Source organism: Novosphingobium sp. 18050 (assembly GCF_902706195.1).
Lineage (GTDB): Bacteria > Pseudomonadota > Alphaproteobacteria > Sphingomonadales > Sphingomonadaceae > Novosphingobium.
This window is the reverse complement of sequence record NZ_CACSJO010000017.1, coordinates 14,847-35,333: the sequence shown is the minus strand read 5'-3', so window position 1 is coordinate 35,333 and position 20,487 is coordinate 14,847. Positions and strand designations below refer to the sequence as shown.

13 protein-coding genes are annotated in these 20,487 nt (G+C 64.1%); 8 read left to right on the top strand and 5 right to left on the bottom strand.

From position 1 onward, the window contains the following. Nucleotides 1–4: 4 nt before the first annotated feature. Nucleotides 5–760 carry a FadR/GntR family transcriptional regulator gene (locus GVL61_RS16245; protein WP_235037737.1) on the bottom strand — a complete coding sequence of 252 codons (756 nt, stop codon included), beginning with the start codon at nucleotides 758–760 and terminating at the stop codon, nucleotides 5–7. 228 nt (nucleotides 761–988) lie between these two features. Here GVL61_RS16245 and GVL61_RS16240 point away from each other — a divergent pair, with 228 nt between their 5' ends. From GVL61_RS16240 to GVL61_RS16230, 3 genes are read left to right on the top strand one after another with little or no spacing between them, the layout of a single operon-like run. Beyond that, on the top strand, nucleotides 989–3,292 hold the full coding sequence (locus tag GVL61_RS16240; RefSeq protein WP_159981705.1) for a DPP IV N-terminal domain-containing protein: 2,304 nt from the start codon (nucleotides 989–991) through the stop codon (nucleotides 3,290–3,292). Between the two features lie 23 nt (nucleotides 3,293–3,315). After that, a complete protein-coding gene (locus GVL61_RS16235) occupies nucleotides 3,316–6,072 on the top strand; it encodes a DUF5695 domain-containing protein (protein WP_159981704.1) in 2,757 nt (918 codons plus the stop codon). A 1-nt stretch (nucleotide 6,073) separates the two neighbouring features. Beyond that, nucleotides 6,074–7,948, top strand: coding sequence for an Svx/AvrXca family virulence/avirulence protein (locus tag GVL61_RS16230; protein ID WP_159981703.1), 1,875 nt, complete (start codon nucleotides 6,074–6,076; stop codon nucleotides 7,946–7,948). A 211-nt stretch (nucleotides 7,949–8,159) separates the two neighbouring features. Here the strand turns inward: GVL61_RS16230 and GVL61_RS16225 are convergent, their stop codons facing one another. The 3 genes from GVL61_RS16225 to GVL61_RS16215 all read right to left on the bottom strand — a co-directional run bounded on the left by GVL61_RS16225 (nucleotide 8,160) and on the right by GVL61_RS16215 (nucleotide 13,405). Further along, nucleotides 8,160–9,425: a dicarboxylate/amino acid:cation symporter gene (locus GVL61_RS16225; protein WP_159981702.1), complete on the bottom strand. Its 1,266-nt coding sequence runs from the start codon at nucleotides 9,423–9,425 to the stop codon at nucleotides 8,160–8,162. 105 nt (nucleotides 9,426–9,530) lie between these two features. Further along, entirely contained in the window at nucleotides 9,531–10,991 is a 1,461-nt protein-coding gene (locus GVL61_RS16220; RefSeq protein WP_159981701.1) for an amidohydrolase, read from the bottom strand. Nucleotides 10,992–11,071: 80 nt separating this feature from the next. Then, complete coding sequence (locus GVL61_RS16215; RefSeq protein ID WP_159981700.1) at nucleotides 11,072–13,405, bottom strand: TonB-dependent receptor; 2,334 nt, start codon at nucleotides 13,403–13,405, stop codon at nucleotides 11,072–11,074. A 168-nt stretch (nucleotides 13,406–13,573) separates the two neighbouring features. Between GVL61_RS16215 and GVL61_RS16210 the strand changes: the two genes are divergently transcribed. Both GVL61_RS16210 and GVL61_RS16205 read left to right on the top strand, forming a co-directional pair. Then, the gene (locus tag GVL61_RS16210; RefSeq protein WP_159981777.1) at nucleotides 13,574–14,104 is read left to right on the top strand and encodes a sigma-70 family RNA polymerase sigma factor; all 531 of its coding nucleotides are present in this window, start codon (nucleotides 13,574–13,576) and stop codon (nucleotides 14,102–14,104) included. Continuing rightward, complete coding sequence (locus tag GVL61_RS16205; protein ID WP_159981699.1) at nucleotides 14,101–15,117, top strand: FecR domain-containing protein; 1,017 nt, start codon at nucleotides 14,101–14,103, stop codon at nucleotides 15,115–15,117. The genes GVL61_RS16210 and GVL61_RS16205 overlap by 4 nt, the downstream gene beginning before the upstream one ends. Nucleotides 15,118–15,144: 27 nt before the next feature. On the opposite strand, the gene GVL61_RS16200 is transcribed toward GVL61_RS16205, so the two are convergent. After that, complete coding sequence (locus tag GVL61_RS16200) at nucleotides 15,145–17,550, bottom strand: TonB-dependent receptor (protein WP_159981698.1); 2,406 nt, start codon at nucleotides 17,548–17,550, stop codon at nucleotides 15,145–15,147. A gap of 369 nt (nucleotides 17,551–17,919) precedes the next feature. Here GVL61_RS16200 and GVL61_RS16195 point away from each other — a divergent pair, with 369 nt between their 5' ends. From GVL61_RS16195 to GVL61_RS16185, 3 genes are all read left to right on the top strand, one after another. After that, nucleotides 17,920–18,096 (top strand): hypothetical protein, encoded by a 177-nt coding sequence (locus GVL61_RS16195; protein WP_159981697.1) that lies wholly within the window; start codon nucleotides 17,920–17,922, stop codon nucleotides 18,094–18,096. 481 nt (nucleotides 18,097–18,577) lie between these two features. After that, nucleotides 18,578–18,958 carry a DUF2231 domain-containing protein gene (locus tag GVL61_RS16190; RefSeq protein WP_235037741.1) on the top strand — a complete coding sequence of 127 codons (381 nt, stop codon included), beginning with the start codon at nucleotides 18,578–18,580 and terminating at the stop codon, nucleotides 18,956–18,958. Then, nucleotides 18,955–20,262, top strand: a complete 1,308-nt coding sequence (locus GVL61_RS16185; protein ID WP_159981695.1) for a sorbosone dehydrogenase family protein — start codon at nucleotides 18,955–18,957, stop codon at nucleotides 20,260–20,262. The genes GVL61_RS16190 and GVL61_RS16185 overlap by 4 nt, the downstream gene beginning before the upstream one ends. Nucleotides 20,263–20,487 lie beyond the last annotated feature (225 nt).

Below are 20,487 nucleotides of genomic sequence, written 5' to 3'. Positions count from 1 at the left end.
CCCGTCAGCGCTTGAGGGCGATCTTCGTGTCGGAATGGGCAAGTTCAATCAGCGTGATCATCGCCCTGCGCGCCTGCCTGGGGTTGCGATCCGCGATCTGGGTATAGAGCGCATAATGCTCCGGCATCGCATCGCGAGGCGATCCGTCGCGGCTCTGCTTGATCGCCGTGGTCGAGGCGATGGCAGTGGAAATCGAGTTCGATAGCGCCAGCAGCATCTCGTTGCGGGTCGCCTCCATCAGCAGTTCGTGGAACCGGATATCTGCCGCGCGGCCTTTGGGGGTGGAAAGTGTGAAGCGCTCCATAGCGTCGAGCGCGTTGGCCATGTCGACCAGTTGCCTTTCGTCACGGCGCATGGCGGCCATCTCGGCGGCCTGGGGCTCCACGACCATGCGCAGTTCGAACAGGTCACGCAGGAATTCATCGCTAGCCCCGCACTGGATCTGCCAACCCAGCACATCGGGATCGAGCAGGTTCCACTTGCGCCGCTCGTTGATGCGCGTCCCCGCCTTGGGCCGACTGCTGACCAGGCCCTTGGCAGTGAGCACCCGGAACGCCTCGCGCAGGACCGAGCGCGAAACGCCGAGCATCTCGGCATGTTCGACCTCAGCGGGGAAGACATGCCCGCAAGGCGTGTCGCCGCTGACGATCTGGGTCGCCAGCCGCTGAGCCACGACATGGTGCAACCGCCCACTCGGCAATGGCAGCCCTTCGATCTCTTCGCCCAATCCCAAATCGGCCATCGTGCTTTCTTTCTTCATGCGTCCGGTCGTGTAACACGCATATAGCGCAAGAGGACCCGAAAAAGCGCAGATCATATATCGTATATTCTTCTTGACGCTTTCTTAAGCGGCGGTCATGACAAAGGCGTCTCCCCTGAAATAATCGACGGGCCGTCAGCCGTGAGCTCACCACTTTCTCGCATGTCCCGTTCCGTCAGCCTGTTCGCATTCGCATGGGCAACCGTTGGTGCCAGTCTTGGAGCCGCCATGACGGTGACGCCCACCGCCCATGCCGCAACCTCGCGCACTGCCACGTCGCCTTCGCAGCCCAGTATTGCCCAGCGCTATGCAGCGGCCGATGCGTTTCTCGGCAATGCGCTTGGCGACCTTATCGACAATGCCGATATCGCCCCGCGCTTCGTTGAGGGCGGGCTGTTCTATCGCATCGGCAACCGCCTCGACCAGCGCTACCAGTTGCTTAACCTCGCTACGCGGGAAACGCGGGAGGTGACGACGACCGCGAAACTCCTCGCTGCGTTGTCTGCCACGAAGGGCAAGAATGTGACGATCGACGAGGCGCGGATCACCGACGTCGATTACGATCCGGCCAGGGATGAGCTGAAGTTCAAAGCCTTCGACGGTGCCCTGTGGAGCGTCGATGCCGCCGGCAAGGCCGCGCAGATAGAAGAAGCCGACCACCGCGAATACGACCTGCTTTCTCCCGATGGCAAGACGAAGATCATCGCGCGTGATTTCAACCTGATAGCGGTCGATGTTGAAAGCGGACATGAAGTGCCGCTGACCACCGACGGCACGCGAGAGCAGCCCTATGGCCGTTCGATCCCTGAGCTAGCGGACATCCTGCGCGAAGGCACCGAGGAACCGGCGATGCCAGTCTCGGCCCAGTGGTCGCCCGATGGCCGCTATCTGCTCAGCTGGCGGCTCGACACGCGCGAGGTGAAGAAGCTTTCGATCACCCAGCAGAACCCACCGGGCAGCTTCTATCCGCGCAGCTTCTCCTATGTCTATCCGCTGGCAGGGGCCGAGAAACTGCCGCAGGCGTCGCGCTTCGTCATCGACATGCGCGCGGCTATGAAAGCGCGCAAGGCGAAGCTGGTGCCGATCCAGATGCCGGCCGAATCCCTGCTCTACCCCGCCGCGCCCGACATGGGCTGGGTGGATGGTAAGCTCCGGATGCTCTGGACCGAGCGCGGCTATAAGCAGCAGGCCGTCTACATCGCCGATCCCGCAACCGGCGCCGCCCGCATCGTGGCGCATGAAGCGGTCAAGCCGGTGGTCACGGTGACCTCCAGCATGATGATGCCCTCGCCCGAGCTTGGCGGCGAACTGTCGATTTCCGAGCGGAGCGGGTGGGCGCAGCTTTACCTCGTCAGCCCCGATGCGCCGGACGGCGGCACCGCGCTGACGCAGGGGGCGTGGGAAGTCCTCTCCGTCGACCACATGGACGAAGACAAGTCCGCGCTTGTAGTGACCGGCGTGGGCCGCGAAGCGCAGCGCAACCCTTACTGGCGGGCGCTCTACCGCGTGCCGACCAAGGGCGGCACCCTTACCGAACTGACGCCCGAGCCGCTCGATCACGATGCCAAGGTATCGCCCGACGGAAAGTGGATCGTCGACCAGATGTCCAGCCCCACCTCGCCCACCCGCGCGGTGCTGCGCGACGGCAGGACCGGCAGGATCGTCAAGGAACTGGCGAAGGCCGACGACAGCCGCCTGATGGCCAGGGGCTTCACCGCGCCCGAACCGTTCAAGGGCCTGGCCGCAGACGGCACGACGCCGATCTACGGCATGATCCTGCGCCCCGCGAACTTCGACCCGAAGCGTACCTACCCGGTCATAGACAACGTCTACACCGGCCCGACGACCACCGATGTGCCTGCCACATGGTCCGATGCGCGGCGCGTGGGCGGCAACAGCCTTGCCCAGATCGGTGCCATCGTCGTCATGATCGACGGCACCGGTACATCGCGGCGCGGACAGGCCTTCCGCCTTCCCGCTTTCCAAAACCTTGGCGAAGTCGGGCTCGACGATCACATCGCCCTGATCCGCCAGATGGCCGCGAAGTACCCCTACATGGACGTGAACCGCGTCGGCGTGTTCGGCGGTTCGGCGGGCGGCTATGACACCGCGCGTTTCGTGCTGCGGCGGCCGGACTTCTTCAAGGTCGGCGTATCGTCATCTGGCAACCACGACCTCAGGCTGGACAAGACCTGGTGGCCCGAAGTGTCGATGGGCAACCCGGACGAGGCGACCTGGGAGCGTAATTCCAACATGTCAGTGGCGGGGCAGCTCAAGGGCCACCTGCTGCTGATCCACGGCGATATCGACGACAACGTGCCCGTTACCGAGAGCTTCCGTCTTGCCAAGGCGCTGATGGATGCCGGGCGCGATGTCGACCTCGTCGTGCTGCCCAACACCACTCACCGAGTGAACCAGCCGTTCTTCTTCAAGAAGCAGCGGGACTATTTCACCCAATACCTTCTGGGCGAAACCCCGCCCCCGCTTGGCCCGGTCACCCCGGCCAGGCCTGCCGCCCCCGCGGCCCAGTGAAATCTTGCGTGCGAGGATCTGAAATGAAGCGTCTCCTGAAGCCCCTGCCCCTTGTCGCACTGATGCTGGCTGCCGTTCCGGCCATGCTGCCGATGGCTGCAGCGAGGGCCGAAGAAGGCGCCGAACAGCCCAAGCCGGTGTTCCCACCGATCCAGACCACCGGCATGACCACGCCGACCTTCGACCTATCCCTGCGCGCCGATACCCAGACCCTTGCGCACCTGTCCCCCACCGCCGACGCCGCGTTCGACTTCGTGCCCGCATCGCGCGAACCGGAGCGCGCCGGCGACGGCTACGTCCACATCGGCGACATCCACATCCGCCTGAAGACCGCCGGGTCCGACTGGCAGGACTTCTCCTCCGCCCACGCGCGCAAGCAGATCACCGCGCTTCCGGGCGGCGGCGACGTGCTTGCCGCTGCCGACATCACCGCCTCGATGGGCAGTGCGATGCCGCTGCGCGTCGAGCGCCGCTGGGTGAACGATTCCGGCGTGCTTGCAATGCGCTTCACGCTGGTGAACACGTCGGACGCGGCGGTAGAGATCGGCGGCCTCGGCATGCCGATGGTGTTCGACAACATCATCCTCGACCGCGATCTGGATCAGGCGCACGCGCAGGCCAGCTTCGTCGATCCCTATATCGGGCGCGATGCCGGCTACCTTCAGGTCACCCGCCTGAACGGGCAAGGCCCGGCGCTGCTGGTGCTGCCCGAAAAGGGCACCCCGCTCGAAGCCTATCGCCCGGTTCTGGAAAAGCGCGCCGCGCCCAGGGACGATATCTTCACCGACCGCAGCCCGCGCACCCAGGTTTCCGAGGGCTTTTACGACTGGACCGTCGCCAGCAAGGGCTTTGCCGAGAAGGAATGGGCCAAGGCCGGCCAGCAGTGGAACGAGGCGACCAGCATCACCCTCGCCCCCGGTGAAAGCCGCACCATCGGCCTGCGCTTCGTGACCGCCCCCAGCGTGCGCGCGATCGAGGACACGCTGGTCGCCAACAAGCGCCCCGTCGCGGTCGGCATTCCCGGCTACGTGGTCCCCACCGACCAGACCGCCAGCCTCTTCCTTAAGACGCCGAGCAAGGTCGCCAGGATCGAATCCTTCCCGCTCGGCGCGTTGACCGCGACCACCGAAAAGGCCGGAAACGGCTGGGCGCGCTATCAGGTGAAGGCCAGCGGCTGGGGTCAGGCCCGCCTGACCGTCACGTATGCCGACGGGCAGAAGCAGACGGTGAGCTATTACATCACCAAGCCGCTCGATCAGGTCATGGCCGATATCGGCAACTTCACTACCACGAAGCAGTGGTTCGAAGGTAAGGACGACCCGTTCCACCGCTCTCCCGCGATCCTCTCCTACGACCGCGAGGACAACAAGATCCTCACGCAGGACGGCCGCGTCTGGGTTTCGGGCATGAGCGATGAAGGCGGCGCCGGATCGTGGGTGGCAGCAGCTATCAAGCAGCTCGACAACCCGAATGCCGAGGAAGTCGCCAAGCTGGAACGCCTCGTCAACGAGACCGTGATCGGCCACCTCCAGATCGCCGAAGGCCCGCAGGCCGGCGCGGTCAAGAAGAGCCTGTTCTACTACGACCCCAAGGAATTTCCGGACTATTACGACCCCAAGATCAACTGGAAGAACTGGACCGCGTGGTCGAAAAAGGATTCGGACGATCTGGGCCGGTCCTACAACTATCCCCACGTCGCGATCGGCCACTGGGTGCTCTACCGCCTTGCCCGCGACAGCCAGGGTCTGGTCAAGCAGCACGACTGGAAGTTCTACCTTGAGTGGGCCTATCGCACCTCGGTGGCGATGATGCGCGATGCGCCGTATTACGCGCAGTTCGGGCAGATGGAGGGCGACATCTTCCTCGACGTCCTCAAGGATCTGAAGCGCGAGGGCCTGACTGCCGAAGCCACCCAGATGGAAGGCCTGATGAAGGGCCGCGCCGATCACTGGCGCACGCTGAAATTCCCCTTCGGCAGCGAGATGGCATGGGATTCCACCGGCCAGCCCGAAGTCTATGCGTGGATGCGCTATTTCAACTACCAGCCGCAGGCGGACGTGACCCGCGAAGTGATCCTGGGCTATGATCCCACGATCCCCAGCTGGGGCTACAACGGCAATGCCCGCCGTTACTGGGACTTCCTATACGGCGGCAAGGTTTCGCGCATCGAGCGGCAGATCCACCATTACGGCTCGGCGCTGAACGCCGTTCCGCTGTTCGATGCCTATCGCCAGAACCCCACCGACCTGCACCTGCTGCGCGTCGCTTACGGCGGCATGATGGGCGGCGTGACCAACATCGATCAGGAGGGCTTCGGCTCGGCCGCGTTCCACTCGTGGCCCGACATGATGAAATGGGACGTCATCACCGGCGATTACGGCATGGGCTTCTACGGCCATGCGATCACCTCGGCCAGCTACATGGTCAACGATGCGCAGCTGGGCTGGGTGGGCTTTGGCGGAGACCTCAAGGCCAAGGGCACGCAGGTCAGCATGGTTCCGAAGGACGGCGCCCGCCGCCGCCTGTTCGTGGCGCCCGCAGGCCTGTGGATCACGCTGGAGGCAGGCCGCATCCAGAGCGCGCAGTACGATACGAAGTCCGGCAAGGTCGTGCTCACCCTCGACCCTGCCAGCACCGCCGCGCCCACCGCACGTCTGCTGTTCGAAACCACCGCGCAGGGCGCCCGCGTCTATACCACGCAAACCGGCACGGCGGACCGGGGCGGTTATGCGATCCCGCTGGGTAGCGGCGTCACCACCGTCACGCTGAACCCGCGCTGATATGAAGAATCTGCTTCAGGCATCGGCGCTGGCGCTCATCCTTTCCGGCGCCCTCCTCCCCCCCGCAGCGATCGCCGCGCCGGTGCCTGAGGCCCCCGCCGCGCCTTCCGGTCAGGCCTGCGCGGCCGGACCGTGGGGCGTGGCGGATACCGACCCGTCCGACGCGGTCAATTCCGCCCTGCCCCTGCAGATGCAGAGCGCCCACTTCGCGCTGCACTGGAAGCCGGGCACCGTCACCCAGGCCGATGCGCAAGGGGCGGTGAAACGCCTTGAATACGTGTGGGACTATTTCATCGGCACCCTGCACTTCCCCGAACCGCACTGCGGCTCGGCCGAGAAGTTCAAGGTCAACGCCTATATCGGCGTCGATTACGGGTTGACCGGCGGCACCGATCAGCTCGGCCACATGGGCATGTGGATCGGCCCCGGCGCGCTGAGGGACCGTTTCGGGCTGGCGCATGAACTGACCCACGCGCTGCAGGCCGCAACCGGCCACCTAATGGACTCACCCTTCACCGGCTGGCTGTTCGAAAGCCACGCCAACTGGATGACCGTACAACTGCCGGAATTCCGCGAGAATACTCATTGCTCGGTCCTGCTCAAGCAGTACCCGCACCTCTATTACGGCTCCACGCGATCGCGCTACTGCAACTGGCAGTTCCTTGAATACATCAAGGACAAGCACGGTTTCGAGGCGATCAACGACATCTGGCGCAAGGCTCCCGGCACCGCCGACCCCGCACACCTGACCGCCGATCCGATCAGCGTCCTGAAGCAGAACATGGGCTGGAGCCAGTCACAGCTCAACGACGCTTTCGGCGACTGGGCGCTGCACAATGCCAACTGGGATTACACCAACCCGGACGGCTCGGACCAGGGCGCGGTCTTCCGCAAGAACTACGGCACATACGACCAGACCACCGACGCCGGCATCCTCTCCGCCACCGTGCTGGACCCCATCGACCTGGCCAAACGGCGCTTCGCCGTGCCCGAGATGTGGGCGCCGCAGCGCTGGGGCTACAACATGGTCAAGCTCTACCCCGACGCGGGCAGCAGCCGCGTGACCGTGTCGTTCCGGGGCATGGTACAGCAGACCAGCGACGCCGCCTCCCTCCCCGGCCTCGCCGACGAGCCTTCAGCGATCCCGCCGCCGTCATCGGGCTGGCGCTGGGGCCTCGTGGCCGTGGGCGCGGACGGCAAGAGCCGCTACGCCCCGCTGCAGCGCGGCGCCAAGGCCGAAGCCTCGATCGACGTGCAGCCGGGCGACACCGGGCTGTTCCTGATGGTCATGGCGGCGCCGTCGCAGATGCAGCAGATCCGGTGGGACCAGCCCTGGTATTCGATCTACCGATACCCGTGGATGGCCCAGTTCGAGGGCGCCATGCCCGAACGCTACCAGCCCGGTGCGCCCGCAGCGATCCCCGGCGGCCACCGCCACGGGAACGGCGGCGGCTGGGTCGGCCCGAACGCGCAGGTAGCAGCCTGCGCCTACATAGGCCCCTATGCGCGGGTCATCTCCGGCACTGTTACCGGCAACGCGAGGATCGAGGATCACGCCGTCGTGCTCGATCAGGCGCAAGTTCGCGACAATGCCGTAGTGGGTGGGCTGAGCGTCCTTAGAGGGGACACCATCCTTCGCGAATCCGCCCGCACGAACACCGTGATGCTGGGTATCGGCGAATATGAAAAGGGCATCGTGTTGTCCGGCAACGCCCATCTGATCGGCGATATCGAGCAGCGCGGAGCCTCGCCGTCGCAAGGGATCTTCTACGGTTTTGTGGATCCCGCCACGATCACCGATCCAGAGCACGGAGCCCAGCTCCGCAGCCCGGTCCGCGAAATAACGGCCAAGCAGGCAAACACCTGGCCTCGCTGATAGGCGTTTAATTCTCACCCAACGCTCGCAAGTGGCCTGTTTTTCTTCAAGCCTGAAGTGCGGCGTTGAGGGGAACGGCCGCCCTCTCAAATCAACCGTTCAGCTTGTCCTTCATCGCCTTGGCGGGAGCGCGGCCTTCACGCTTTCGGGCCGCCCTTGATCTCGAACTTGCCGAAACCGTTGAGCGCCGAAAGCCCCCGCTGCTCGGTGATCAGTCTCCCGAAGTTGCTGACGAAACCGGCATATTGTCAGCCGGCACAGCGAGTGCGCCCTCCCATTTCGAGACTACCGCTGTCGCGATCGCATTCCCCAGCACGTTGGTTGCTGTCCGGCCCATGTCCATGAAATGATCGACGGCGAGGATAAAGGCGATGCCCTCCACCGGAAGGTCAAACTGTCCCAAAGTCGCTGCCACCACCACCAAAGAGGCGCGGGGGACCGCAGCGATGCCTTTGCTGGTCACCATAAGGACCAGGAGGATGGTAATCTGCGTGAGGATCGGCAGGTCTATGCCGTAGGCCTGTGCGATAAATAGCGTAGCGAAGGTCGCGTACATCATCGAGCCGTCGAGGTTGAAACTGTAGCCCAGCGGCAGGATGAAGCTGTAGATGCGGCGCGGCACGCCGAAGCGATCGAGCTGTTCGAGCATCTTGGGATAGGCGGCTTCCGAAGATGCGGTGGAGAACGCCAGCAGTACCGGCTCGCGGACGTGGCGCAGCAGATCGAAGATGCGCTTGCCAAGGAACAGCGCTCCTGCTGCGATGAGCAGCAGCCACAGTGCGCCCAGCGCAAGGTAGAATTCTCCGACGAGCCGTCCGAAGGTGCGCAGCACGCCGAGCCCCTCGGTGGTGATCGCGGCTGCCAGCGCGCCGAACACCGCGAGCGGCGCCATTCGCATGACGTAGCCGGTGACGGTGAGCATCATCTTCACCATCGCTTCGATGAGGGTGACGATCGGTTTCGCCTCCTCGCCGATGGCCGTGAGGGCAACGCCCACGAATATCGAGAAGACGACGATCTGCAGGATCGAATTCTCCGCCATCGCGCCGACCATCGAGGTCGGGAACACGTGCAGCACGAAGTCGCGGAAATTGAGCGCCTGTGCATCCACGGCGGCAGCGGCTCCGGTCCGCACCAGATGCAGTCCATCCCCCGGCGCCAGCACATTCACGAAGACGAGGCCCAGTGCCAGCGACAACAGGCTGGCGGTGAGGAACCACGCCATGGCCCGCCCGCCGATGCGGCCCAGCGCGCCGCTGTCCCCCATATGCGCCATGCCCGCCACCAGCGTGGAGAAGACGAGCGGGGCGATTATCATCTTGATGAGATGAAGGAAGATGTCGGCAAGGAGGTGAAAGTATCCCGCGACCTCCTTCGCCGCCGCCTGCGTGTCACCGACGAGCTGGTTTGCGGCGAACCCCGCGCAGATGCCGGAGACCATCCCGGCGACGATGAAGGTCGTCAGGCGACGCGACATGAGTGATGTAATTCCGCTTGAGCCGGACAATGCCCGGGCATGACCAAAAAAAGCCCCGGTTCCGCCCAAGTTATTGGGGCGGAACCGGGTTCAGGATGGGTTCGGTCAATTCCTGGAAGCGGGCGCCTTGCGGTAATCGAGCGAAGGAGCCTTGTCGCCGAGCAGCGAGTGGTAGACGAAGTCGGCCCCGCGCCGTTCATCCAGCTCCTTCTTCGCTGCCGCCAGCGTGTCGGGGCTCTGAAACAGCTGCGCTGCCGTCAGGGCCAGGGTCTTGGCGGCGACTTCAGCGCCCTTGGTGCCGATGCTGGTGCCGCTGGCGGCGACCGCCTGCCAGCTGTGCGGCGGCGTACCGGGAACCCAGGTGCCGGTGGAAAGCCCTGCCGTGGGGGTGGTGTAGCTGACATCGCCGACGTCGGTGGAGGCCGACATGATCTCGCCGCTGGAATAGGGCGCCACGCCCGTCTCGCGCTTGCGCCCGCCCTTGGGCAGCGTGACCGCGAGCTTGTCGATGAAGGCCTGTTCCTGCGCGGTGTAGGTGGGCAGCGGAACCTGCTTGAGATTGTCGTACATCACATGGCCCAGCGTGTCGTTCGGCAGCAGGTCGAAGGTTCCGCCGATCTGGTCATAGGTCACCGTGGTGCCGGTGCCCAGCGCAGCGCCTTCAGCGGCCTTTTTCACGCGCTCCATGATATCGGCGACCTGCTGCTGGTCGGGATGCCGCACGTAGTAGTAGACCTCGGCGGTGTCGGGCACCACATTGGGGGCCTTGCCGCCATCGGTGATGACGTAGTGAATGCGCGTTTCCTGCGGCACGTGCTCGCGCATCATGTTGACCATGTTGTCCATCGCCTCGACCCCGTCGAGCGCGGAACGGCCACGCTCAGGGGCGGCGGCGGCGTGGGAGGCCAGGCCGTGGAAGCGGAACTTGGCGCTGACATTGGCAAGGGCATGGCCCTGCATGGCGCTATAGCCATCGCCTGCATGCCAGTGCAGCATGGCGGATACGTCCTTCGTCAGCCCGGACCGGACGAGGAACACCTTGCCCGAACCGCCCTCTTCGGCCGGCGCGCCGTAGACGCGCAGTTCGCCCTTGATGCCGTGGGCGACCATCCATTCCTTGGTGGCGATCGCTGCAGCAACGGAAGCGGCACCGAACAGGTTGTGGCCGCAGGCATGGCCGGCGATGCCGTCGAGGGCATGGCGTTCCGGTTCGGCCGCCTGGGCAAGGCCGGGCAGCGCATCGTACTCAGCAAGAATGCCGATGACCGGGCCGTCGCCCGTCCTGAAGCTGGCGACGAAGGCGGTGGGCATGCCGGCGACCCCAGGCGTCACCTTGAACCCGGCGGCCTTGAGATCCTTCTGGAGCAGGCCCGAACTTTTGGTCTCCTGGAAGCCGACTTCGGCCCAAGACCAGATCTGCAGCGCATTGCGCGCCATTGCGGGTGCGCCGCGATCGACTTCGGCGAGGATCGCGGCGCGATCGGCATCGGCCAGCGGCTCGGCCAGTGCGGGGGTGGCGGCAAGCGCGGAAAAGGTGAGCAAAGCGGTACGCAGGCTGAGTTTCATGGGGCTACATCCTCGTCGTAAGATCGCATCGAAACGGGTGCCCGCGCGGATCGGCTCGATCCGCGCGGGCGGGTGTCGGATCAGCGCTTGCCGAACGACATGCGCAGCTGGGCGCCGAACACGCGCGGCTCGTTGTAGACGAGCGTGGTCGAGGTAATCGACGGCGTGACGACGCCGCCAGCCGCAGCATAAGTCACGTCGAACACATTGCGCACGAAGAACCCGAGGTCGATGCCTCGGTTCTCGAGGTTGTTGAAGTCCAGCTTCAGGTTGACGGTGTCATACGCCTTCTGGATGCCGTTGGTGTCCAGCGGACGCTCGACATACCAGACCTTGGCGCTGTGGAACCAGTTCGCGTTGAACACCATCTCCGCGAAATCGCCCAGATACGTCGCATAACGCGCGCCGCCGCCGACCGTCCACTTCGGGGTGTAGGAGAACTTGTTGTTCACCGGGTTGTTGCCCAGCAGCGTGACGAACGCGGCAGGAGCATCATACTCGTCGTACTGGGCGTCTGTGTAGGCGCCGAAGCCGGACAGGGTGAAGCCGCTGACCGGGGTGACCGAGAAGTCGAACTCTGTGCCCTTGATCGTCGCCTTGGCGGCGTTGATGATCAGGCTGCTGGGATCATTGCCGGGATTGCCGTCACCGTCGAAGTCCGCACCCGGGAAGATCGAGCGCTGGATGTTGCTGTACTTGCTGGTGTAGGCCGCGATGTTGAAGCGGCCCTTCACGTCGCCGATGTGCCAGCTGCTCTTGATGCCGGCCTCATAGTCGGTGACCTTCTCCGGCTTGAACGTCTCGAAGCCGTCGAAGTAAGGGGACATGCCGCTCTGGTTGTACCCTGCCGAACGGTATCCGCGCCGGTTGGTGACGTAGAGGAACAGGTCGTCGTTGACCTTGTAGTCGAAGCCTAGCGTCCAGGTCGGCGCCTTGGAGCTTTCCGAGCCGGTCTTGCCGCCCTGTGATGCACAGGCATCAGGCCCGATGCGCGCCGCCGTATCGAGCACGGCGACCGAGCACCCGCTCGACTTGTCCCAGGTGTAGCGGAAACCGCCGTTGAAGCGCAGGCCGTCCGCGAAACCGCCAAAGGCATAGCCGACCTGACCGAACAGCGCCTTGCTGGTCGAGGAGTTGTAGTTCTCGTTGTAGGTGAAGGTCTTGCCCGGAATCACCGCCGAGTAGGTGGCGCTGCCGTTCACCCCGGTCGGGTCGCTTTTGAGGTAGAAGGCGCCGACGATCCAGTCGAGGCGGTCATTCAGCAGCGAACCCAGGATCTGGAACTCGTTCGAATACTGCTCGACTTCGGTGTTCGAGACACCGTCGTAAAGGCGCAGGTACGTGCCGTCCATGTCGCGGGCGGCGGCAACCTTGCTGCTGCGGTAGCCGAAGATGTTCTTGAAAGTGACCGCGCCCACTTCCAGTTCGGTGGTGTTGGCCACGCCCCAGAACGTGCGGTTGGAATAGGGATCGATGCTGGTGCTGACGTCGCGCACGCCTGCGGCCTGCTGCTCGGCCAGGGCGATGTCGATATCGCAGCCGGCAACGCCGCAGTCGAAGTAGGGACGGTTCGCTGCCGTACGCGCGGTGCCGCCGCCGGGAACGGCCGGGTTCGGATAGACGCCGTTGAGCACGGTGCCGGTGCCGTTTTCGCGGGCGCGATACCAGTCGAACACGGTGGTGTTCTTCAGCCCGTCGATCGGTTCGACCAGCAGCGAAGCGCGGAAGGCGTCGTTGTGGCGATCATCGAGGTCGCCGCCGTTGCCGTGGTTCTTGGTATAGCCTTCGCGGCGGGCGATCTGGCCGGCGACGCGCAGTGCCACGCGGTCAGCGACGATCGGCACGTTGACGGCGCCTTCGAAGGTCTTCTCATTGTACGAACCCAGCGTGATCTGGCCGTAGCCTGCCAGGTCATAGTCGGGTGAAACCGGGTAGAGCAGCAGCGCGCCGCCGGTGGTGTTGCGGCCGAACAGGGTGCCCTGCGGCCCCTTGAGCACCTGAATCGAACTGATGTCGAAAGTGGGCACGATGCTGCCCTCGTTCGGCAGCGGCACGTCGGCAAAGTAGGTCACGACAGAAGGTGCAGAGGCGCCTGCGGTGGCGCGGCGCTGGCCGCGGATGACGATGCTGGGCGTATCGCGCGATGTCTGCGGGGCCACGTTCAGGCCCGGCGTGGTGTAGGTCAGGTCCTGCGTGCTGACGATGGCCTTTTCGCGCAGCATCTCGGAGTTGAACGCGGTCACCGAGACGGGAACCGTCTGGGCGCTTTCCTCGCGGCGACGCGCGGTGACGACGATATCGCCGCCGGGCTGGTCGAGCGACTGGGCCGAAGTGTCGTTCTGGGCCTGCACGGGCGCGGCGATTGAGAGGACCGAGGATGCGAGAAGCAATGCGGCAAGGCTGCGACAGGTCATGTTTTTATTACCCCTTTAGGTCTTTCGGCCCGTCCCTGATCGCAGGCCGATATGTGCAAGACGCAAGTCCGCGTGGATCATTCGCTTTTTTCGAAAAAATATTCTGGATGACGCCATCAAGCGTCGGGCGCTAAAGAGAGCCCCGTATTCCAACCGAAAGCCGAGCCCATTTTCTCGTTACGCAGGACATCGTCGGCAAAGCAGGAACAGGCTCGCCTCGACGCCGCAGACCTGTCGTCGCACGTCCCCGCGCTGCGTCGCTATATCGCAAAACGCGCCGTCCCCGCAGACGTCGACGATCTGGTTCAGGACGTATTGGTGCGCATGCACGTACGCGGGCAGGCAGACCCCATCGCCAACGTCGAGGGCTATCTGTTCCAGGTCGCCGCCAGCGTCCTTACCGACCGAGCCCGCCGCGACACCGTGCGCCACCGCGGCGCCCATCACGAACTGACCGAGGCGCTGCACCCCGTCGACGAACTCACGCCCGAACGCGTGCTGCGCGGACGCGAGGACGTGAACCGGCTGGCCTGCGCGCTGGAGGAAATGCCCGACCTGACGCGCGACGCCTTCGTGCTCCACCGCTTTGAGGAAATGTCCTACGACGCGATCGGGGAGCATCTGGGCATCTCGACCAGCGCGGTCGGACGCCATATCATGAAGGCGATCCGATTTCTGGCGGCGAGGGACCTGCCATGAGCAAACCTTTCGACGCCCTTGCGCTGGAAAAGATCGACTCACCGGAAGCTACGGCGGCCGCCTACTTCAGCATCTTCCGTTCGCCCAAGGCGACCGCGCAGGACTATCAAGACTTCGAAAGCTGGCACGCCCGCGACGAGGCCAACCGCATCGCCTGGGCCAAGGTTGAGCATTCGTGGGATGGCTCGGGCGCCATGCGCGCCGATGCCCGCATTCTCGAGATCCGCGAACGTGCGCTCGCCAACCGGCGGGGCCGCAAGGCCTGGGCGCGCCCGGCAATCGCCGCCTGCGCGGTGCTGGCGGTGCTTGGCGGAGGCATCGCCTTTCAGCGACAGCGCGACGCCGTGGGCGCGGCGCTGGCCGTTACCGACAGCCGCGTGATCTCAACCGGGGTGGGCCAGCAGGGCACGTTCCGCATGACCGACGGCTCGATCGTGACCGCAAACACGGCGACCGTCCTCACCGTTGCCGAGAGCGATACCGGCCGCAGTACCGCCATTCGCGATGGCGAGGCGTTTTTCGAAGTCGCCAAGAACCCGCGCAAACCGTTCGTGGTGACCGCAGGTGGGCTTACCGTGACAGCGCTTGGCACGCAGTTCGCGGTTCGCGAGGCGCAAGGCAAAGTTGACGTGACGCTGGCGGAGGGACGGGTCCGTGTCGACATGCCCGCAATCAATGGCCATGCGGCGCAATCGACCGTTCTACAGCCGGGGCAGGAACTGGCTTGGGATGGCCAGGGCTATCGTACCGGCGCCGTGGAAGTCGAACGACGTCTCGCCTGGCGCAAGGGTATCGTCGATTTCGACCGGGTTCCGCTGGCGCAGGCCGTGGCGGAGATCAATCGCTACAGCCCGCAGGAGATCATCATTTCCAGCCCGACGCTCGGCCGCCGTCCGATCAGCGGCACATTCCGCATCGGAGTGACGCGCGGGTTCCTGCAAAGTCTGGAGGCAGCAGGGATCGCCCGCGTGGAAAACGAAAGTGCAACGCGGGCCGAACTCGTCGCACCGTGAAGCTGATCGCCGAAGGCGACTGTTCGGCTAATCGAAAGTGTAGCGCAGCCGAAGTCCAATCGTGCGGGGCACCCCCGGGATAATGGTCGCGGCCGTATAGGACGGATTGAGAGTGCCGCCGCCGCCCGCGTAGAAGCGGTTCGTAAGGTTGCGCCCCCACAGTTGCAGTTCCAACGGCAGGCTTGCCGGACGCATCCAGGTGACGGAAGCACCAAGCAGACCGTAGGCGGACTGCTTTGCGAAGCTCTCGGTGACGCGCTCGGTAAAGCGAACACTGCTGACGTGGGCATAGTCTGCCTGCAGCTCAAGCGTGCCGAGGCGCTCCGGCAGGCTGATCTCGTGCGTAAATGATACGGTGCCGCTGAATGTCGGCGTATAGGTAAAGCGGTTATGCAGTGGATCGCTGCCCAACAGGCTCGTCAAAGCCATCGGCACGATGAGCCGGGTATAGCGCGCATCGATCCACGAAGCGCTCAGCGTGGCACGCGTTTGCTTGCCCATGTCGAGTGATAGGTCGCTGTCGAACCCTGCCACCCGCGCCCTGGCGCTGTTGACGTAAAGCGTTATCGGGTCCGTCGCAGGATCGCCGTCTCCGTCGTGATTGACGTTGGGGAACAGTGCCCGCTGCACATCGTCATAGATGCCAACATAGGCTGCGGCAGCATAGGAACCGGAAAACGCGCCCATATTCCAGCGGCCCTTGGCGCCAAGCTCCAGGTCGGTAAGCATTTCCGGCCGAAAGGTCTGGTAGGCACGCAGCGTGCCGCCCAGGGCCGGGGTGTTGTATCCACCGGACCGAAAAGCCCTGCGGGTGGTGATAAAAATGCTGCTGTCGCCACGCTTGCGCATAAGCGACAAGGTCCAGGTAAGGCGGCCGGAGCTGGATTGTGCCTGGGTTCCGCCATCCTCGATGCATTGCCGTGTGCTCAACGGCTTTGCTTCGACCGACCGCAGCGAGCACCCGGCGATCTTCTCGCTCGTGTAGCGCAGGCCGAAATCGGCGACATAGCCGTTCCCAAGCGTCGCCGTAATCTGGCCGAAGACCGCGCCGCTGCGAAAGATCTGATAGCTGGCGATGTGCGACGCAGGATTGTCGGGGCGAACGAAGCGCGACACCGTCTGGATCACCGGCCCGTCCGGTGCGCTGTCGAGATAGAACAGCCCGGCGATGTAGCGCAGGTTTCCGGTGCGACCCTGCACCTGCAACTCCTCCGTTAATTGCCGCAGGTGAGAGGTGTTGACGGAATCGTTTATCCGCAGCGGCGTACCGTCGCCGTCGAGTTGGTAATGCACTTTCGTCGAGCGCAGCCCGACAATATTTCTAACGAGAAAGGCATCGTCACCATATTCGGTGACATTGCCAAGGCCCTGGAACCGCCGCCCAAACGTCAGGGCCGGGCTCGACTGCGACGTGCGCCGCCCCAAAGCCTTCTGCGCCTCGTAATAACTGTCGACGTCGCAAGCGCCGGCGCCGCAATCGTAATAGGGCCCGTTCTGCGCATCCCAGTCGCTGCCTGCAGGATAGACACCGGCGAGGACCAGGGCAGCTCCCTTCTCGTCCGCACGGAGCATGTCGAAGCTGGTGGTCGATCGCAGCGGCCCTGCCGGATCGAACAGCAAAACCGCACGCACCGCGTCACTGTGAACATCGTCAGCGCGCCCGCCGGCCAGAAGCCGTGTATACCCGTCCCGGCGCATGCGCTGGCCCGAAACCCGGAGCGTAAACGGCCCGCTTACGGGTAGTTCGACTGCGCCTTCCACCCGTGCGAGGCCGTAGCTGCCGGCTTCCGCTTCCAGGTAGCCAGGAACGCCCTGCCCCGGTTGCACGGAGCGCAGCAACACGGCCCCACTGGTGGCATTTCTTCCAAACAGGGTGCCTTGCGGGCCTCTCAGAACTTCGACTGTTGCTACGTCGAAAAGCGGCGACAGTGCTGCCTGGTTAGGCAGCGGAACTTCGTCCTGATAGATGACCAGCGGCAGTCGGTTTTCGTCGCTGATGGAGCGCCGCTGCCCCCGCAGTACCAGCAATGGAGTGGCGCTGCTCGTCTGCCCGGTCGCGATGAAACCGGGTGTCAGTCGGGCAACGTCGGCGATCGTCCGCACCGCAGCATTTTTGAGGGCACCGGCATCGAGTTTGGTGACGAGGAGCGGCACGTCTTCCTCCCGCTCGGGACGGCGGCGGGCTGAGACCAGAATTTCCTGCGCTTCGGCAGCAGACGATGGCTTGGTCCGGAGCTTGCTGCGCCGGCTGACAGGTGCTTCGACGACAACATAAACGCGCGGGGACACGCGACGGATGGCAAGGCCCAAGCCGCGGATCATCCTTGCCAGCGCGTCACTGGCGGAGATGTTTCCATGCACAGGCGTGGTCTGCAGGCGCTCACGGCCGGGTGCGTTGAGCAGGATCTCGACCCCAGCCTGTCGGCCCAGCATGCCGATCGCGCTGGAAAGGGGCAGCGCAGGCACATCGATCTGCGCTGCATGCGCGCCGCTCCCGCAAGCGACAAGGCCGGACACCACACCGAGACAGCTTGCAATGTGGCGGCCCAACCAGACTTCCCCGGCAATTTATGCGTCACGCCCCGAGGGGGCCCCTTAGCTTCGGCTGCGTATGGATATTACCGCCAAAGTTCAAGCAGACGCAAAACCACTTTCAGGGCCATATGGGCGACTAACGCCTCCAGAAATTGCAGCAGCAAAACTGCTTAACAATACTTAACCCTTACCCGGATTGCCGGACCTGCGGGTTGCGCGTAGCGAGCGGTGCCATTCGGATATCCGATAACGCATCAGGAACCAGGCATGAAGATCGGGAACGCCGCTTCGGAACGGCTTCGAAATGCCGATGAGCTCGATATAGTCTTGGCAATGGAAGGCGCTTCGTTCGGAAGCTGGCCCCAGGATGAGGCTGCCCTGCTCGAATTCTTCAACCGGATGATCGACCTGAAGCTGGGCGATGGTGCAGACGAGGGACAATGACCGACTGCATCGCCAGCGAGACGGCCCGATGCGCTTGCTGTCGCTGAAGTAAAACTTCTTTGCGACGAATGGGCCCTCAATGAATGTCACTTAACTAGTCGACTAGCTAAAATTCTGCTAGCGACTGTGATGGCTTGAACGGGTACGCCAATGTATCGGCGCCCTTGAAAACAGACCCGGCACCGATTGAAATCGGGGCGGGCCTTGAGTTGTTAAAAGGCGCTGTCGCTCCCTTCGGGTCGCACCGAGTTGCGGTGGGTAAAACCAAATCCAGTGGCATCAGATATAGCTGCATTACCCCTTCATTCGCGCGGCAATGCGAGCTTCCCCATGCCTCCGCTCCTCTGCGCGCAACTTGCACGCGATGCTGTAATGCAACCAATGGAGTACGTTACGCATTGCGATCAGCGAAGGTGTCCGCCACCGGGCGCCCAGGAGTTTCATCTTGCCGGCTGCCCTTTCACCCCGTGCCTCGTCTGCGATGCATCCTTTGCATTCATTGCTCCTCGCCTTTCCCGTGGCCCTGTTTCCGGGCGCGCTGCTATCGGACATCACCTATCTTCAGAGTTCCGAGATGCAGTGGTCGAATTTCTCGGCCTGGCTCATCACCGGCGCGCTCGTTTTCGGAGGTCTGGCACTGGTATGGTCCATCGCTGCGCTCGTACTTGGCAAGCCGCTCCATTTTCTTGCTCTCGTGCTGGCACTGATGTGGGTCGCTGGCCTCTTGAATGCTTTCCAGCATAGCCATGACGGTTGGAGTTCGGTCGGAACGACCGGGCTGACCCTCTCGATCGTGTCGAGCGTGCTGGCGCTTGCCGCCGGGTGGAACGGTTACTCCCCAAGCAGGGAGGCGCGCACATGATCGCCCTGCGCACGTTTGCCGCCTCCGCCGCACTCTCGCTTGCCCTGTGCGCCTGCGGGACCGAACCTGCCGCCGACCAGACCGGACCGCGCCCCACCCTGCCCGGCCAGAAGGAAACCCTGCTGCCCCCGATGAAGATCGCGCGGCCCGCCGAATGGGAAGGCGCGAAGCCGACTGTGCCCAAGGGCTTTTCGATAACGCCCATCGCCACCGGCCTGAAAGTGCCCCGCCAGATGCTCGTTCTTCCCAATGGCGACATCCTCGTTGCCGAAGGCAGCGGCGGCGGCGCGCCCAAGTTGCGCCCCAAGGACGTGATCGCGGGCTATATCAAAAGTCTCGGCAAAACCGGCGTGAAGGGCGGCAACCGCATTACCCTGCTGCGTGACGCCGACCGCGATGGCGCCTTCGAATTCAAGTCCGTGCTCATCGACGGCCTCAATGCTCCCTACGGGCTCGCGCTGGTGGGCGGGGACCTGTACGTCGCCAACCAGGATGCCCTGCTGCGCTTCCCCTATAGCGGCGGAACCACGCGCATCGACACTGCCGGACAAGTGGTGACAAAGCTGCCGTCCAAGCCCAACCATCACTGGACCAAATCCCTCGCCGCCAGCGCAGACGGATCGAAACTATACGTCGGTATTGGCTCGAACAGCAACGTGGGTGAACGCGGCATGGCGGTGGAAGAAGACCGCGCCGTGGTGTGGGAGATCGATCGCGAGACCGGCGCGCACCGCACGTACGCTTCGGGCATACGCAATCCCACGGCTCTGGCGGTGAATCCCGCAACGCAGGCGCTGTGGGCCGTCGCCAATGAGCGTGACGAACTGGGCGCACAACTGGTGCCGGATTACCTGACCTCAGTCCGCCCCGGCGCGTTCTACGGCTGGCCTTACAGCTACTGGGGTGCGAACGTCGATCCGCGCGTCCATCCGCAGGACCCGGAGATGGTGAAGAAAGCCATCGCTCCCGATTATGCGCTGGGTTCTCACGTTGCAGCTCTGGGCCTCGGCTTCGTCACCGAGGGCGGGTTCGGCGGGACATATGCCGACGGCGCCTTCGTCGGTGAACATGGCAGCTGGAACCGGCAGGATCTGGCGGGCTACAAGGTGGTCTGGATTCCGTTCACTAACGGGCAGCCGAGCGGCAAACCCCAGAATTTCGTTACCGGCTTCATCGGCAAGGACGGCAAGGCGCGCGGGCGGCCGGTCGGCGTGACTTTCGACCCGGTCGGCAAAGCCCTGCTGGTGGCGGACGATCTGTCAAACACCGTCTGGCGCATCGCTCCAACGCGCAGTGTACGATGAGGGGTGTACATGGAACCGAGGGGCGGCTTTGGCGCTGATGACGATCGTCGCGAGCCTGCCGCACCCGCCATCGCCGATCCGATGTTGGCGGACTTCTCCTAAGAGCGGCCGGTCCGGCAATACGCTTTCACCAGCCAGGGCGAGGTCATGAAAATGGCCTATCTCGATGTACCAGCGACGCACCTTCCACCGGTTGCCTCAGACTCGAAGAGCATCGCCGAAACG